Origin of the sequence: Mycobacterium sp. (assembly GCF_035314905.1) — a bacterium.
In the GTDB taxonomy this organism is placed as follows: Bacteria; Actinomycetota; Actinomycetes; order Mycobacteriales; family Mycobacteriaceae; genus Mycobacterium.
This window is the reverse complement of record NZ_DATFYW010000096.1, coordinates 1-15,084: the sequence shown is the minus strand read 5'-3', so window position 1 is coordinate 15,084 and position 15,084 is coordinate 1. Positions and strand designations below refer to the sequence as shown.

16 protein-coding genes are annotated in these 15,084 nt (G+C 67.3%); 11 read left to right on the top strand and 5 right to left on the bottom strand.

The genetic code is table 11. From position 1 onward, the window contains the following. Positions 1 to 126: 126 nt before the first annotated feature. Positions 127 to 393 (top strand): hypothetical protein, encoded by a 267-nt coding sequence (locus VKG81_RS07505; protein WP_324395202.1) that lies wholly within the window; start codon positions 127 to 129, stop codon positions 391 to 393. Between the two features lie 6 nt (positions 394 to 399). Then, on the top strand, positions 400 to 1,197 hold the full coding sequence (locus VKG81_RS07500) for a cytochrome P450 (RefSeq protein ID WP_324395201.1): 798 nt from the start codon (positions 400 to 402) through the stop codon (positions 1,195 to 1,197). Here the strand turns inward: VKG81_RS07500 and VKG81_RS07495 are convergent. The 5 genes from VKG81_RS07495 to VKG81_RS07475 all read right to left on the bottom strand — a co-directional run bounded on the left by VKG81_RS07495 (position 1,184) and on the right by VKG81_RS07475 (position 5,555). Further along, on the bottom strand, positions 1,184 to 1,987 hold the full coding sequence (locus VKG81_RS07495; protein ID WP_324395200.1) for an LLM class F420-dependent oxidoreductase: 804 nt from the start codon (positions 1,985 to 1,987) through the stop codon (positions 1,184 to 1,186). The two genes, VKG81_RS07500 and VKG81_RS07495, sit on opposite strands and share 14 nt — an antisense overlap. Positions 1,988 to 1,997: 10 nt before the next feature. Further along, positions 1,998 to 2,900, bottom strand: a complete 903-nt coding sequence (locus tag VKG81_RS07490) for an alpha/beta hydrolase (protein WP_324395199.1) — start codon at positions 2,898 to 2,900, stop codon at positions 1,998 to 2,000. 10 nt (positions 2,901 to 2,910) lie between these two features. Beyond that, on the bottom strand, positions 2,911 to 4,002 hold the full coding sequence (locus VKG81_RS07485) for an inositol-3-phosphate synthase (protein ID WP_324395198.1): 1,092 nt from the start codon (positions 4,000 to 4,002) through the stop codon (positions 2,911 to 2,913). Positions 4,003 to 4,057: 55 nt separating this feature from the next. Then, positions 4,058 to 4,600: a PadR family transcriptional regulator gene (locus tag VKG81_RS07480; RefSeq protein WP_324395197.1), complete on the bottom strand. Its 543-nt coding sequence runs from the start codon at positions 4,598 to 4,600 to the stop codon at positions 4,058 to 4,060. 112 nt (positions 4,601 to 4,712) lie between these two features. Next, the gene (locus VKG81_RS07475; protein WP_324395196.1) at positions 4,713 to 5,555 is read right to left on the bottom strand and encodes a DUF1707 domain-containing protein; all 843 of its coding nucleotides are present in this window, start codon (positions 5,553 to 5,555) and stop codon (positions 4,713 to 4,715) included. Between the two features lie 159 nt (positions 5,556 to 5,714). Here VKG81_RS07475 and VKG81_RS07470 point away from each other — a divergent pair, with 159 nt between their 5' ends. The 9 genes from VKG81_RS07470 to dnaB form a co-directional block, all read left to right on the top strand. Further along, positions 5,715 to 6,140 carry a DUF5318 family protein gene (locus VKG81_RS07470; protein WP_324395195.1) on the top strand — a complete coding sequence of 142 codons (426 nt, stop codon included), beginning with the start codon at positions 5,715 to 5,717 and terminating at the stop codon, positions 6,138 to 6,140. 118 nt (positions 6,141 to 6,258) lie between these two features. Beyond that, positions 6,259 to 8,601: a transglycosylase domain-containing protein gene (locus VKG81_RS07465; protein WP_324395256.1), complete on the top strand. Its 2,343-nt coding sequence runs from the start codon at positions 6,259 to 6,261 to the stop codon at positions 8,599 to 8,601. A gap of 68 nt (positions 8,602 to 8,669) precedes the next feature. After that, entirely contained in the window at positions 8,670 to 10,301 is a 1,632-nt protein-coding gene (locus tag VKG81_RS07460; RefSeq protein WP_324395255.1) for a glycosyltransferase family 87 protein, read from the top strand. Next, positions 10,270 to 10,908 carry a DJ-1/PfpI family protein gene (locus VKG81_RS07455; protein ID WP_324395194.1) on the top strand — a complete coding sequence of 213 codons (639 nt, stop codon included), beginning with the start codon at positions 10,270 to 10,272 and terminating at the stop codon, positions 10,906 to 10,908. The genes VKG81_RS07460 and VKG81_RS07455 overlap by 32 nt, the downstream gene beginning before the upstream one ends. Positions 10,909 to 11,051: 143 nt before the next feature. Further along, positions 11,052 to 11,342, top strand: coding sequence for a 30S ribosomal protein S6 (rpsF, locus tag VKG81_RS07450; RefSeq protein ID WP_324395193.1), 291 nt, complete (start codon positions 11,052 to 11,054; stop codon positions 11,340 to 11,342). Positions 11,343 to 11,421: 79 nt separating this feature from the next. Continuing rightward, the gene (locus VKG81_RS07445) at positions 11,422 to 11,940 is read left to right on the top strand and encodes a single-stranded DNA-binding protein (protein ID WP_324395192.1); all 519 of its coding nucleotides are present in this window, start codon (positions 11,422 to 11,424) and stop codon (positions 11,938 to 11,940) included. Positions 11,941 to 11,976: 36 nt separating this feature from the next. After that, a complete protein-coding gene (gene rpsR / locus VKG81_RS07440) occupies positions 11,977 to 12,231 on the top strand; it encodes a 30S ribosomal protein S18 (RefSeq protein ID WP_324395191.1) in 255 nt (84 codons plus the stop codon). 22 nt (positions 12,232 to 12,253) lie between these two features. Continuing rightward, a complete protein-coding gene (gene rplI / locus VKG81_RS07435; RefSeq protein WP_324395190.1) occupies positions 12,254 to 12,712 on the top strand; it encodes a 50S ribosomal protein L9 in 459 nt (152 codons plus the stop codon). Between the two features lie 484 nt (positions 12,713 to 13,196). After that, positions 13,197 to 15,084: replicative DNA helicase (dnaB, locus tag VKG81_RS07430; protein ID WP_324395254.1), on the top strand; the 1,888-nt coding region annotated here is incomplete at its 3' end.

The following is a 15,084-nucleotide window of genomic DNA, read 5'->3' as shown; positions in this document are numbered from 1 at the left end:
TCGGGATGCTGAACGATTATCGGTGCACTCAAGAGCGGTTGCGCGCCGCGACGGCAACGGCGTAGAAACGCAACGGCTGGTTGCGAAAACCCGGCCGCGGGAATGTGGGTCTCGTACCCTCTCCGCATGACGACAGTCGAGCTTTCCGGCGACTTCTACAACGACGCACCGATGCGCGACGGGCGGACCGCGGCATGTGAATACTGGCGTCGACCGGGCGCGATCAGCGGCGCGATCGCGATGATTCCGATTGCCGTCGATCCCCCGAAACATGCGCACTACCGGCGGATTCTCGATCCGATGCTGGGGCCCAAGCGGGTGGATAGGCTCGAGGACGACCTGCGCGCCCAGGTGCGCGCGCACGTCGACGCGTTCGCCGGGCGGGGCAGCTGAGATGTGGTGGCCGAGCTGGCCTACAAGTTTCCGACGCAGGCGATCCTGACGCTGTTCGGTCTGCCCAAAGACGACTTGCCGCAGTTCCTCGAGTGGGTGACCGGTCTGGTCAAGGACGTCACCGTCAACACGATCGCCGATGAGCCCACGCCGCGGCAGGTCGAGTGCGGCCTGGCGATGTTCGCCTATCTGCAGCAACAGCTGGACAACAAGCGGCAGCACCCCGGCGACGACATGCTCAGCGAGATTCTCTCGCTGAGAGGAGACGACGCCTGGACCGACGCCGAGGTGCTGGGCCTGTGTTTCCTTTTCGTGATCGCCGGCCTCGACACTGTCACAGGCACAATAGGTTTCACGATCATGCGGCTGGCCGAGGATCCCGCGCTGCGGCGGCGGCTGATCGACGATCCCGAGCTGATCCCGCCGTTCGTCGACGAGATGGTGCGGCTGGAAGGGCCCGTCCCCGGGGTGCCGCGGGTGGCGACGCAAGACGTCGAGGTCGCCGGCGTCACGATTCCCGCCGGCGCGCACGTGATGCTGTTGCTGTCCACCGCCAATCGCGAGGTTCCCGGTCCGCGCCACCCGCACACGCTGGATCTGGGCGAGAAGAGCACGCACCTCGGGTTCGGCGGCGGCATCCACCGCTGCCTCGGCTCACATCTCGCCCGCCGCGAATTACGGCTCACCGTCGAGGAATTTCTCGCCCGCATCCCCGACTTCCGGGTCAGTGGCACGCCGCAGATCAGGTGGCCGTCGGGCACGCTGAACCTTGCGACGCTGCCGCTGGAGTTCACCCCGAGTTAGCGGCCGTGCGGCGATCACGCCACCGGCACAGGGCCTCGGCCTGCGTCAGGTCGTAGTCCGGCCCGTTCGCGCCGACGGTCAGCAGCGTCACGCCCAACCCGGTCAGCGCGTCGGCCTCCGACAACAGTGCGTCGAGACCGCCTGCCTGGACGCCGGCGGACCGTTCGATGGTGGCCGGGTCACGCCCAACGGCCGCGCAGTGCCGGGCGAGCACCTCGGCCTTCCCCGGGTAGGACCGACTGTCGACGAAGGCATGCCAGATGTCGGCGCGCTCGGCGACCAGCCGCAACGTCTTCTGTTCGCCCTGCCCGCCGATCAGGATCGGGATCTTGCGCGTCGGTGGGGGATTCAGCTTCGCGAACCGGGATTCGATCCTCGCCAACGCCCGGGACAGGTCGCGCAACCGGCTTCCCGCCGTGCCGAAGTCGTAGCCGTATTCGTCGTAGTCCTTCTGCTTCCAACCGGAGCCGAGGCCCAGGACGAGCCGGCCGCCGGAAATGTGGTCCGTCGTGCGGGCCATGTCGGCCAGCAACTCGGGATTGCGGTAGGAGTTGCAGGTCACCAGCGCGCCGAACTCGATGCGCGACGTCTGCTCGGCCCAGGCCCCCAGCATCGTCCAGCACTCGAAGTGCGGGCCATCGGGGTCGCCGTAGAGCGGGAAGAAATGATCCCAGTTGAACGCGATGTCGACGCCGATGTCCTCGCATCGCCTGACGGCATCGCGGATGTTCTCATACCTCGTTGAGTGTTGCGGCTGTAGCTGTACGCCGATGCGTATCGGAAAGGTCACTCCGCCAACGTTAGCCGAGCTCAGTCCGGGCGAGGATGCGCCGCAAGATGTCGATCAACACGAGCGGCTCGTCGCTTTGGACGGAATGCCCGGAATCGGCGACGACGTGCACGCCGCGAAATCCAGGGGCGAGGCGGGCCAACTCGTCGGCATCCTCGTCGGACACGAACATCGAACGGGCGCCGCGCACCAGCGTGGTCGGCGTCGCGAGGCGGGGGACGTCGTCCCACAATCCCTCGAAGCCGTCGGCCGTGCGGATACTGTCGTAGCGCCACGTCCAGGTGCCGTCGTCGAGCCGCTTCGAGTTGTGGAACACCCCGCGCCGCAGCGATTCCCGGTCGCGATGGGGCGCCGCCGCAATCGTCACGTCGAGCATCGCCCGGAAATCGGGGAAGACGCGGTCGCCCTGCACCAGTGCCACGGTGCCCTGCTGTTGCCGGGTCATCCCGGTGTGCCGGCCGGGTGCCGACGGGGTGACATCGACGAGCACCAACTCAGGCACCAGGTCCGGCGCGGTGACGGCCAACCGGAGGGCGGTCAGCCCGCCCAACGACATTCCGACGACCAGGGCCGCATCGGGCGCCAACTGCCTCAGCACCGGTTCGAGCGTGCCTGCGCTTCGCCGCGGGCCGTAATCGCCGTCATCGCGCCAGGCCGAGCGCCCGTGCCCGGGCAGATCGACGGCCAGCGCCGGTTCGTTGAGTCCGACGATCACGGTATCCCAGGTGTGCGCGTTCTGACCGCCGCCGTGCAGGAACACCACGCGCGGCGGCGCGGATCCCCAGCGCAGCGCGCTGACGTCGCCGACGTCGACGCGCTCGACATGCGGCAGTGGACCGGTGACCCCGGCCTGCCGTGCGTTCTCGTCGAGCAATGCGAACTCGGCCAGCCCGGCCAGCTCGTCGTCGTCCACAACGAGAAGGCTAGCCGGTAATGAACTGCTCCAGCTCAGCGCGCGCGAGGTCGTCGGGCATCTGCCGCGGCGGGCTCTTCATGAGGTAGGCCGAGGCCGCGACGATCGGGCCGCCGAGCCCCCGGTCCTTGGCGACCTTCGCGGCGCGCACCGCGTCGATGATCACGCCGGCCGAGTTCGGGGAATCCCACACCTCGAGTTTGTACTCGAGGTTCAGCGGCACGTCTCCGAAGGCGCGGCCCTCCAGCCGCACGTACGCCCACTTGCGGTCGTCGAGCCAGCCGACGTGGTCGGACGGACCGATGTGAACGTCCTTGGTCCTGAACTCCTTCTGGAGGTTCGACGTCACGGCCTGCGTCTTGGAGATCTTCTTGGACTCCAGGCGCTCGCGCTCGAGCATGTTGAGGAAGTCCATGTTGCCGCCGACGTTGAGTTGCATGGTGCGGTCCAGTTGCACGCCGCGGTCCTCGAACAGCTTGGCCATCACCCGGTGGGTGATCGTCGCACCGACCTGGCTCTTGATGTCGTCGCCGACGATCGGCACACCGGCGTCGGAGAACTTCGTGGCCCACACCGGGTCGGACGCGATGAACACCGGGAGCGCGTTCACGAACGCCACCCCGGCGTCGATCGCGCACTGCGCGTAGAACTTGTCGGCCTCTTCCGAGCCGACCGGCAGGTAGGACACCAGGACGTCGACCTGCGCATCGCGAAGCGTCTTGACCACGTCCACCGGCCCGGCGTCGGAGAGCTCGATGGTGTCCGCGTAATACTTGCCGATCCCGTCGAGGGTCGGGCCCCGCTGCACCACCACGTCGGTGGGCGGCACGTCGGCGATCTTGATGGTGTTGTTCTCGGAGGCGAAGATGGCCTCCGACAGGTCGAAGCCGACCTTCTTGGCGTCGACGTCGAAGGCGGCGACGAATTTCACGTCGCGCACGTGGTACTGGCCGAAGCGCACATGCATCAAGCCGGGCACTGACGAGTTCTCATCGGCGTCCTGGTAGTACTGAACACCTTGAACCAGCGATGAGGCGCAGTTGCCGACGCCGACGATGGCGACGCGCACTGTCGGTGCGGCACCGGTCTTGTTCCCAGTCATGTGCGGTTCTCCTAACTCCTACCCATGGTCGTGATGTTCACCAACTCGCGGCGGTCTACTGCTCAGCGCGGCCCTGCGCAAACCGTTCCGCGGCAATCAACTCGTTGAGCCATTTCACTTCGCGCTCGCTGGACTCCAGCCCGAGCTGGTGAAGCTGGCGGGTGTAGCGATCGAATGAGCTGCCGGCCCGCGCCACCGCTTCACGCAGGCCTTCCCGCCGTTCCTCGACCTGGCGGCGCCGCCCCTCCAAGATCCGCATCCGCGCTTCGGCGGGGGTGCGGTTGAAAAAGGCGAGGTGTACGCCGAAGCCGTCGTCGGTGTAGTTCTGCGGACCGGTGTCGGCGACGAGTTCGGCGAAGCGCTGCCTGCCGGCGTCGGTGAGGCGGTAGACCCGTCGGCCCCGCCGCCTGACCGGGGTGCCTTCCGGCGCAGCGTCCTCGGCGATCAACGCGTCCAGCTGCATCCGGCGAAGAGCCGGGTACAGCGAACCGTAGGAGAACGCGCGGAATGCACCGAGTAAACCTGTCAAGCGTTTGCGCAGCTCGTAGCCGTGCATCGGCGACTCGAGCAGAAGTCCGAGGATGGCGAGCTCCAGCACCGAGTCACCTCCTTTGCTCAGCCGTTACGACGCTTCGACACCTCGCACTATAGTATCGCGCCGATATATTCGGCGCACCGGGTGATGAACAGCGGCCGTACCGCGGTGACGCTCAGGACGGCGGATGAACCCCGCTCACGTTGCCCTGACCGTCGAGCTCCATGTATCCGCTGCCGAAGTCACTGGACACATACACCGACAGGGCCAGGGCGCCCGGTGTCGTCGGATCCTTCGTGGGCTCGACTATCAGATACGTGCTCGTGACGTCGCTGGCCTTGATGCCGAGGGTTTGCGGCGCGCCGCGCAACACGCCGACGACCGTGGCGGCGTCGAACTTGCTCAGGTCGACGAGCACGTCGTCGGTGCCCGCGGCGCCGTCGCTGGACGGGCTGCCCCATCCTCCGCGGTACGTGTAGCTGAGCTTGCGCCGGTTGTCGTTCGGGTCCGTGCGGTCCAGCACGGCGTAATCCGGGTAGACCACCACGCGGTAGCCGAAGGTGTCACCGAACTTCCTGCGCGCCTGTTCGATCAGCCCGGTCAATCCGTTCAGCGACTGCAACTGCTTCGGCGGTGTCAGCACGATCGGGGCGATGCCGTCCGGCTTGGCCCCGGGATCGGAAGTGAAGCTCAGGGGCGAACTCGTGTTGCCGTAGACCCCCCGGCCGATGCCGATGCCGAGCAGCACGAGGACGACGCCGACGGCGATGCGCGTGCCCCAGCCGCCGGTGGGAATCCGGTTCGGGCGCTTGCGCTGCACCGGCGCATTGGCCGTCTGCAGATCCGACACCAACGACTGCAGTTCGCCCAGGGTGGTCGCGTTGGTCGCGGCGCCGACCCGCTGCCGGTGTTCCTCCATGGACAACTGGCCCTCGCTGAGCGCGCTGTCGAGCACCTGACAGGTGTCGTTACGGTCGCTGTCCTTGGCCCGGGTATCCGTTGACTGCCGCGTCGCCACCGGAAGATCCTAAGAGTTGGCTGCGAAATTTGACCCGACAACAGCGCAGACCAGACGCCAAAGCGAGCCCGACAACAGCGCACACCGGACGCCGAAGCGAGCCGCGCAGCCATACCGTCCCCGGGTCGGCGGTCGGGGCAGGGACGTACTCTGGTCAACGTGCGACTGCAGCGACAGGTGGTGGATTACGCGCTTCGGCGCCGCTCACTGCTGGCCGAGGTGTACTCCGGGCGCACCGGTGTCACGGAGGTCTGCGATGCCAACCCCTACCTGCTGCGGGCTGCGAAGTACCACGGCAAGCCCAGCTCGGTGATGTGCCCGATCTGTCGCAAGGAGCAACTGACATTGGTGTCGTGGGTGTTCGGCGATCACCTCGGCGCGGTTTCGGGTTCGGCCCGTACCGCGGAGGAATTGGTGATGCTGGCCGCCCGCTACGAAGAGTTTTCGGTACACGTGGTGGAGGTATGCCGGACCTGCAGCTGGAATCACCTGGTCAAGTCGTATGTGCTCGGCGCGTTGCGTCCCCCCGAGGGATCGCGGCGCACCCGGACGGCGCGAAACGGCGCGCGCACGGCCAGTGAGTAGCGGCGAACGCCCAGACCGGTCAGCCACCGACATCCACAACGAGGGTGGGGCTGACCGCGCCCCTGCGCGCCCTGGCGATCGGGCCAACGAGGATCGGGTCAACGAGCCCCCACCCGTGATGCGTCGCCCGGCGCCGCCGCGCGGTCCGGCGCCCGACGCGCGGCCGACGGCCGTCATCCCTGCGATCACCGATGACACGATCCCGCTGCGCGACCCGATCGAGGAGGTCAAGGCCGCCCTCGACGGAGCGCCTCCGCCGCCCAGGCCACCGCGAGGTGGCGGGCGCGGCGGTCCACCGCCGGGCGGCGGCGGTGCAGGGGGCCGGTTGCCCGCCAGAGGGCAGATCAACTGGAAGTGGGTCCGCCGTGGGTTGATCGTCGCCGTTGCGGCCATCGTGTTGCTGCCGCTGGTGACGTTCAGCATGGCCTACTTCATCGTCGACGTGCCCAAACCCGGCGACATCCGCACCAACCAGGTGTCGACGATCCTGGCCAGTGACGGGACCACCGAACTCGGCAAGATCGTGCCGCCCGAGGGCAACCGCGTCGATGTGGACATCAGCCAGGTACCCCAGCACGTCCGCGCCGCCGTGATGGCCGCCGAGGACCGAAACTTCTATACCAACCCGGGATTCTCGTTCAGCGGCTTCGCCCGCGCCGTCAAGAACAACATCTTCGGAAGCGGCGACACCCAAGGCGGATCGACAATAACGCAGCAGTACGTCAAGAACGCGTTGGTCGGCTCGGAACGCGCCGGCGTCGGGGGGCTGGTCCGCAAGGCCAAGGAGCTCGTCATCTCGACCAAGATGTCCAACGAGTGGTCCAAGGACCAGGTGCTGCAGTCCTACCTCAACATCATCTATTTCGGTCGCGGCGCGTACGGCATCGGCGCCGCGTCGCAGGCGTACTTCAACAAGCCCGTCGACCAGTTGAGCGTCGCGGAGGGCGCCCTGCTCGGGGCGCTGATCCAGCGGCCGTCGACACTGGACCCGGCGGTAGATCCGGTCGCCGCCGAGAAGCGCTGGAACTGGGTGCTCGACGGCATGGTCACCATCGGCGCGCTGTCACCAAGCGACCGCGCCCAGCAGGTCTTCCCGCAGACGGTGCCGCCGTACCAGGCGCGGGCAGAGAACCAGACCAACGGACCCAACGGCCTGATCGAACGGCAGGTCACCAAGGAGCTGCTCGACCTGTTCAACATCGACGAGCGGACGCTGAACACCGAAGGGCTGCAAGTCACCACCACCATCGACCCGAAGGCGCAGCAGGCTGCCCAGAACGCGGTGTCGAAGTACATGAAGGGGCAGGATCCCGACATGCGCGCGGCAATGGTGTCGGTCGATCCGCACACGGGCGCGGTGAAGGCGTACTACGGCGGCGACGATGCCAACGGATTCGACTTCGCCGGGGCGGGGCTGCAGACCGGATCCTCGTTCAAGGTGTTCGCGCTGATCGCCGCGCTCGAGCAGAACATCGGGCTCGGGTATCAGGTCGACAGCTCACCGCTGACCGTGAACGGCATCAACATCACCAACGTGGACGGCGAAAGCTGCGGCACGTGCAACATCGCCCAAGCGCTCAAGCAGTCGCTGAACACCAGCTACTACCGCCTGATGCTGAAGCTGAAGAACGGCCCGGTCGATGTCGCCGCGACGGCGCATGCGGCAGGCATACCGGAAAGCTTCCCCGGCGTGGACCACACGCTCTCCGAGGACGGTAAGGGCGGCCCGCCCAACGACGGAATCGTGTTGGGCCAGTACCTGGTCCGCCCGCTCGACATGGCCTCGGCATACGCGACGATCGCTTCCTCGGGCACCTACCACGCGCCCCACTTCGTGCAGAAGGTCGTCAACTCCCAGGGTCAGGTGCTCTTCGACGTAACCCAGCAGAACAACGCCGGGGAGAAACGCATCCCCGACCCGGTGGCCAACAACACGATCGCCGCGATGCAGCCGATCGCCAGCTACTCCAACGGGCACGGCCTGGCCGGTGGTCGACCGTCGGGCGCGAAGACCGGTACCACGCAGCTCGGTGACACCGGCGCGAACAAGGACGCCTGGATGATCGGCTTCACCCCGTCGCTGTCGACGGCGGTCTGGGTCGGCACCACCAAGGGCGACAAGCCGCTGGAGAACAAGTACGGCTCACCGGTTTACGGCTCGGGTCTGCCGTCGGACATCTGGAAGTCGACGATGGACAACGCATTGGATGGCACTTCGAACGAGACGTTCCCGAAGCCAACCGAGATCGGCGGTTACGCCGGCGTGCCCGCGGCGCCGCCACCGCCACCGAAACCGGTGGAGACGCCCAACGTCATTCAACCCAGTATCGAAGTGGCGCCGGGCATCACGATCCCGATCGGCCCGCCGCAGACGGTGCCGGCGGGACCGCCGCCGCCCGGAGATGCGGGTGGGCCTCCGCCGCCTCCGCCGCCGCCTCCGCTGTTCCCGCCGCCGCCGTGACGGTCCCCCGCAAGCGGGAGTCCCCCGCAAACGGGAGGGGCCCGTCGCCCCCAGATGACGGCAGCGCGCTGACCGTATCGCCGCTGCCGCTGGCCGCGGATCGGCGCAGTGCCGACGACCGCGACCTGCCAAGCCGCACAGACGTCATCGGCGCCGCCCTGTCGCAGACCATCGGTGGCCCGGTGGGAAGGCACGCGCTGATCGGCCGCGCCAGGCTGCTGACGCCGCTGCGGGCGATGTTCTTGATCGCGCTGGTGTTGCTGGCGCTCGGGTGGTCGACGAAGGCCGCCTGCCTGCAGAACTCGGGTACCGGCAGCGGTGATCAGCGCGTGGCCAACTGGCAGAACCAGCGGGCGTACTACGAGTTGTGCTACTCGGACACGGTGCCGCTGTACGGCGCGGAGTTGTTGAACCAGGGCAAGTTTCCGTACAAGTCGAGCTGGCTGGAGACCGACGGCACCGGCGCGCCGAAGACGCAGTTCGACGGCCGCCCGGCGGTGCGCTACATGGAGTATCCGGTGCTGACCGGGGTGTACCAGTACACCGCGATGGCCCTGGCCAAGACATACACGGCGCTTTCCAAGGTGATCCCGTTGCCGATCGTCGCCGAGGTCGTGATGTTCTTCAACATCTCGGCGCTGGGCCTGGCGCTGGCATGGCTGGCCACGGTGTGGGCCAGCGCCCGGCTGTCGGGCCGGCGGATATGGGATGCGGCGCTGGTCGCCGCGTCGCCGATCTTGATCTTCCAGATCTTCACCAATTTCGACGCGCTGGCGGTGGCTCCGGCGACCGGGTCGATGCTGGCGTGGGCGCGCCGGCGTCCCGTGCTGGCAGGCGTGCTGATCGGCCTCGGTGTCGCCGCCAAGCTGTATCCGGCGTTGTTGTTGATCCCGCTGTTGCTGCTCGGCGTGCGCACCGGGCGGCTGCGTGATGTGGGCCGGACCGCGGCGTCCGCCGTGGTGAGCTGGTTTGTGGTGAACCTGCCGGTTCTCGTGCTGTTCCCGCGCGGATGGTCGGAGTTCTTCCGGCTCAACGCCCGTCGCGGTGACGACATGGACTCGCTGTACAACGTGGTGAAGTCGTTCACCGGCTGGGGGGGATTCGACCCCAACCGCGGTTACTGGCAGCCACCGGTGATGCTGAACACAATGTTCGTGGTTCTGTTCGTATTATGCTGCGGGGCAATCGGATACATCGCGCTCACGGCGCCGCGACGCCCGCGTGTAGCGCAGCTGGCGTTCCTCGTGGTGGCGGTGTTCCTGTTGACCAACAAGGTGTGGAGCCCGCAGTTCTCGCTGTGGCTGGTGCCGTTGGCGGTGCTGGCGTTGCCGCACAGGCGGATCCTGCTGGCGTGGATGACCGTCGACGCGCTGGTGTGGGTGCCGCGCATGCTCTATCTGTACGGCGACCAGAATCGCGGACTGCCCGAACAGTGGTTCACCGCGACGGTGTTGCTCCGCGACCTCGCGGTGATCGCGCTGTGCGGGCTGGTGGTCTGGCAGATCTACCGCCCCGAGCGCGACCTGGTGCGATGGAAGGGGCGCATCGACGACCCCGCCGGCGGCACCTTCGAGGACGCGCCCGACGCGGCGCCCGGCCGGCTGGCGCCGTGGCTGCGTCCGCGGGCCGGTGCGCAGCAACCTGACCGCGAGCCGGAGAGGTCGCCGGATGCAAGTCGCGATTCCGCTGTTCCCGCGTAACACGTCGCTGGATGCGGTCGGCCCGTACGAGGTGCTGCAGCGGGTCCCGTCGATCGACGTCGTGTTCGTCGGCCACCGCCGCGGCGAGGTGCGCGCGGACAACGGCATGCTGGGGCTGATCTGCGACGTGACGTTCGACGAGCTGACCCGGCCGGACGTCGTCGTCTTTCCGGGCGGCATCGGCACCAGAACGTTGATCAACGACGCGGCGGTGCTGGACTGGGTGCGCGGGGCGCACCAGCACACACTGTTCACCACGTCGGTGTGCACCGGCGCGTTGGTACTCGCGGCCGCCGGGCTGCTCAACGGCCTGACAGGCACCACGCACTGGCGGGCCCGGGAGTTGTTCAACTCCCTTGGCGGGACGTACGTCCCGCAGCGGATCGTCGAACATCTGCCGGAACGGATCATCACCGCCGCGGGTGTGTCGAGCGGAATCGACATGGGGCTGCGGCTGGTCGAGTTGCTGGTCGGTCGGGACGCTGCGCAGGCGAGCCAGCTGATGATCGAGTACGACCCCGCGCCGCCGTTCGACTCGGGCAGCCCGGCCAAGGCGTCGGAGGACACTCGTCGGCTGGCGCTCCAGTTCTATCGGCAGCGCAATTGACGGCGGCAGCGCAATTGACGGCGGCAGCCCCGGTTTAGCGGCTCGGCGCGTTTTGCTGTAGCCTGGGCCGGTTGCCGACGCAGGCGACCCTCCTGCCACGGAAAGGCCGTGGCCGCGTAGCCCATAGGAGGTGATGAGGTTTCATGCGTCCATACGAAATCATGGTCATCCTCGACCCGACCCTGGACGAGCGCACGGTGGCGCCGTCGCTGGAGACCTTCCTCAACGTGATCCGCGCCGATGGCGGCACCGTCGAGAAGGTGGACATCTGGGGCCGGCGCCGGCTGGCCTACGAGATCGCCAAGCACTCCGAAGGCATCTACGCGGTGATCGACGTCAAGGCCGAGCCGAAGACGGTGTCCGAACTGGACCGCCAGCTCAGCCTGAACGAGTCCGTGCTTCGGACCAAGGTGCTTCGCACCGACAAGCACTAGTGGCGGAACACCGCCGTGCGTCAGAGGTGCTGCGTAGGCTCGCCCGCAGCTACAGACACGCCGATTCCAGGAGGACCCCGTGGCCGGTGACACGACCATCACGGTTGTCGGAAACCTGACTGCCGACCCCGAACTGCGCTTCACCCCGTCCGGCGCCGCCGTCGCCAATTTCACGGTGGCGTCGACGCCGAGGATCTACGACCGCCAAAGCGGGGAATGGAAAGACGGCGAAGCGCTGTTCTTGAGGTGCAACATCTGGCGAGAGGCCGCCGAGAACGTGGCCGAAAGCCTGACCCGCGGCTCGCGGGTGATCGTGACCGGACGGCTCAAGCAACGCTCGTTCGAAACCCGTGAGGGCGAGAAGCGCACCGTGGTCGAAGTCGAGGTCGACGAGATCGGCCCGTCGCTGCGCTACGCCACGGCCAAGGTCAACAAGGCCAGCCGCAGCGGCGGTGGTGGCGGCGGCTTCGGCAGCGGCGGTGGTGGCGGCGGATCATCGCGCGCAGCGGCCAGCGCCAATGCGACCTCCGACGATCCGTGGGGCAGCGCACCGGCGTCGGGCTCCTTCGGCGGCAGCGACGACGAACCGCCGTTCTGACCAACTCCCGTAACGAATTCCAGAAAGAGACAGACCATGGCGAAGTCCAACAAACGACGCCCCGCGCCCGAGAAGCCGGTCAAGACACGCAAGTGCGTGTTCTGCGCCAAGAAGGGGCAGGTGATCGACTACAAGGACACCGCGCTGTTGCGCACGTACATCAGCGAGCGCGGCAAGATCCGCGCCCGCCGGGTGACCGGCAACTGTGTGCAGCACCAGCGCGACATCGCGACCGCGGTGAAGAACGCGCGCGAGGTTGCGCTGCTGCCGTTCACCTCCTCGACGCGCTGAGCCGGAAAGACAGGGACGACAAGTGAAGCTGATTCTGACCGCCGAGGTCGACCATCTCGGCACGGCGGGTGACCTCGTCGAGGTTCGCGACGGCTACGGGCGCAACTACCTGCTGCCCCGCGGGCTGGCCGTTCCGGCCACACGTGGGGCGGAGCGCCAGGCCGATGACATCCGGCGGGCCCGCGCGGCCAAGACGGTGCGCGGCCTCGAACACGCGAACGAGCTCAAGGACGCGATCGAGGGCCTCGGCGCGGTGGCGCTGCCCGCCCGGACCGCCGGCGATTCCGGCCGACTGTTCGGTTCAATCACCGGGGCGGACGTCGTCTCGGCCGTCAAGAAGGCCGGCGGACCGAATCTGGACAAGCGCACGGTCCAGATGCCAAAGGCGCACGTCAAGTCCATCGGGACGCACCTCATTTCGGTGCGCCTGCATCCGGAAGTGGACGCCACGCTGACGCTGGACGTGGTCGCCGAAAATTAGCTTGCGGCGTCAATCTGCGGGTGGGAGCCGGTTTCGGTTCCCACCTGCGCGTTTGCTGTGCGGTTTTTGGCGAACTGATGCCGCCCGCGGGTGCGGAGCGAATCTAACGTCCCGTTAACCTGCCGCATAAGCCCCCGCAACACAACACGCCCGAGATCGCAACCCGGCGAGACACGCCGAGGCGATTCCCATCCACAGCCTGTTGACCTGCGTATGGTGCGCCTAGCAGCGCAAACATCACGCAGATATTGAAGATTCCACAGGTTTTCCCCAACCACTCAACATAACCGAACGCGGATATCCACACATGGTGCACAGCTTCATCAACAAGTGGGTTTTACGGGTCTGTCAGCAACGTTTACCGTCGATCCGTCCAGTGGTCGGTTCGACATCCGGGGGTGGCGTGTTGTCGGTGCTCTGACTTATCGTCGGGACAGCGGAAGCGAACGTACGTTCGAGAGCGCGGAGGGAGGTGGAACGCCCGGTGGCCGTCGTCGACGATCTCGGACATTCGGGCATGGACGCCTCGCCTCCCACTGAAGATTTCGGCCGGCAGCCGCCCCAGGATCTCGTCGCCGAGCAATCCGTGCTCGGCGGGATGCTGCTGAGCAAGGACGCCATCGCGGACGTGCTCGAGCGGCTGCGTCCCGGCGACTTCTACCGTCCCGCCCATCAGAACGTCTACGACGCGATCCTCGATCTCTACGGTCGCGGCGAACCGGCCGACGCGGTCACGGTTGCCGCGGAGCTCGATCGGCGTGGGTTGCTGCGCCGCATCGGCGGGGCGCCGTATCTGCACACCCTGATCTCGACGGTGCCGACGGCGGCCAACGCCGGGTACTACGCGGGCATCGTCGCGGAGAAGGCGGTGCTGCGGCGGCTGGTCGAGGCCGGCACACGGGTGGTGCAGTACGGCTACGCCGGCGCGGAGGGCTCCGACGTCGCCGAGGTGGTCGACCGGGCGCAGGCCGAGATCTACGACGTGACCGACAGGCGGCTGTCGGACGACTTCGTCGCGCTCGAGGATCTGCTGCAGCCCACGATGGACGAGATCGACGCGATCGCGTCGAACGGCGGGCTGGCCCGGGGGGTGCCGACGGGTTTCACCGAGCTCGACGACGTGACCAACGGGTTGCACCCCGGGCAGATGGTCATCATTGCGGCGCGACCCGGTGTCGGGAAAGCACTGGCGCTGGACACGCCGCTGCCGACCCCGACCGGGTGGACCACGATGGCCGACGTAGCCGTCGGCGACGAGCTCCTCGGCGCGGACGGGGGGCGAACGCGGGTGGTCGCGGCGACGGACGTCATGGTGGGCCGGCCGTGCTACGAGGTCGAGTTCGCCGACGGCACACACATCGTCGCCGACGCCATGCATCGGTGGCCGACGCGTCGCGGTGTGCAGACCACGACTCGACTTCGGCCGGGGGCGGACATCATCACCGCGGCCAGGCTGCCGGTTCTCTCGACGACGGGCGGCGCGAGGCAGCCGGCCTGCGGCATTGATGCAGTGCGACGTATCGACACCGTTGCCGTACGTTGCGTCGAGGTCGACAACTCCGCGCACCTATATCTCGCGGGGCCCGGCATGGTGCCGACGCACAACTCGACGCTCGGGCTGGACTTTCTGAGGTCATGCTCCATCAAGCACCGGATGGCGAGCGTCATCTTCTCGCTGGAGATGAGCAAGTCCGAGATCGTGATGCGGCTGTTGTCCGCCGAGGCGAAAATCAAGCTGTCCGATATGCGTTCAGGCCGGATGAGCGACGACGACTGGACGCGCCTGGCCCGACGGATGAGCGAGATCAGCGAGGCGCCGCTCTACATCGACGACTCCCCGAACCTGACGATGATGGAGATCCGAGCCAAAGCGCGTCGGCTGCGGCAGAAGGCGGATCTCAAACTCATTGTCGTCGACTACCTGCAGCTGATGACGTCCGGCAAGAAGTCCGAGTCGCGCCAGGTAGAGGTCTCGGAATTCTCGCGGAGCCTGAAGCTGTTGGCGAAGGAAGTCGACGTCCCGGTGGTGGCGATCAGCCAGCTCAACCGAGGACCCGAGCAGCGCACCGATAAGAAGCCGATGATCTCCGACCTTCGGGAGTCAGGCTGCTTGACAGCCGGCACCCGTATTCTGCGCGCGGACAACGGTTGCGAGGTGACGCTGGGGGACCTGCTGCACAGCGGCGAGCGGCCACTGGTGTGGTCGCTCGACGAGCGGATGCGGATGGTGGCGCGGCCGATGACCAACGTGTTCCCGAGCGGACGCAAGGAGGTGTTCCGAGTTCGGCTGGCCTCGGGGCGCGAAGTGGAGGCGACGGGCAATCATCCGTTCATGACGATCGACGGCTGGGTTCCGCTCGAGCGCCTGGGGG

What these genes read in the sequence shown, in the direction of transcription:
- VKG81_RS07505 (WP_324395202.1), top strand. Translation starts at nt 127, where the DNA reads ATGACGACAGTCGAGCTTTCCGGCGACTTCTACAACGACGCACCGATG.
- VKG81_RS07485 (WP_324395198.1), bottom strand. Translation starts at nt 4,002, where the DNA reads ATGACTGGGAACAAGACCGGTGCCGCACCGACAGTGCGCGTCGCCATC.
- VKG81_RS07465 (WP_324395256.1), top strand. Translation starts at nt 6,259, where the DNA reads ATGCGTCGCCCGGCGCCGCCGCGCGGTCCGGCGCCCGACGCGCGGCCG.
- VKG81_RS07455 (WP_324395194.1), top strand. Translation starts at nt 10,270, where the DNA reads ATGCAAGTCGCGATTCCGCTGTTCCCGCGTAACACGTCGCTGGATGCG.
- rpsF (WP_324395193.1), top strand. Translation starts at nt 11,052, where the DNA reads ATGCGTCCATACGAAATCATGGTCATCCTCGACCCGACCCTGGACGAG.
- rpsR (WP_324395191.1), top strand. Translation starts at nt 11,977, where the DNA reads ATGGCGAAGTCCAACAAACGACGCCCCGCGCCCGAGAAGCCGGTCAAG.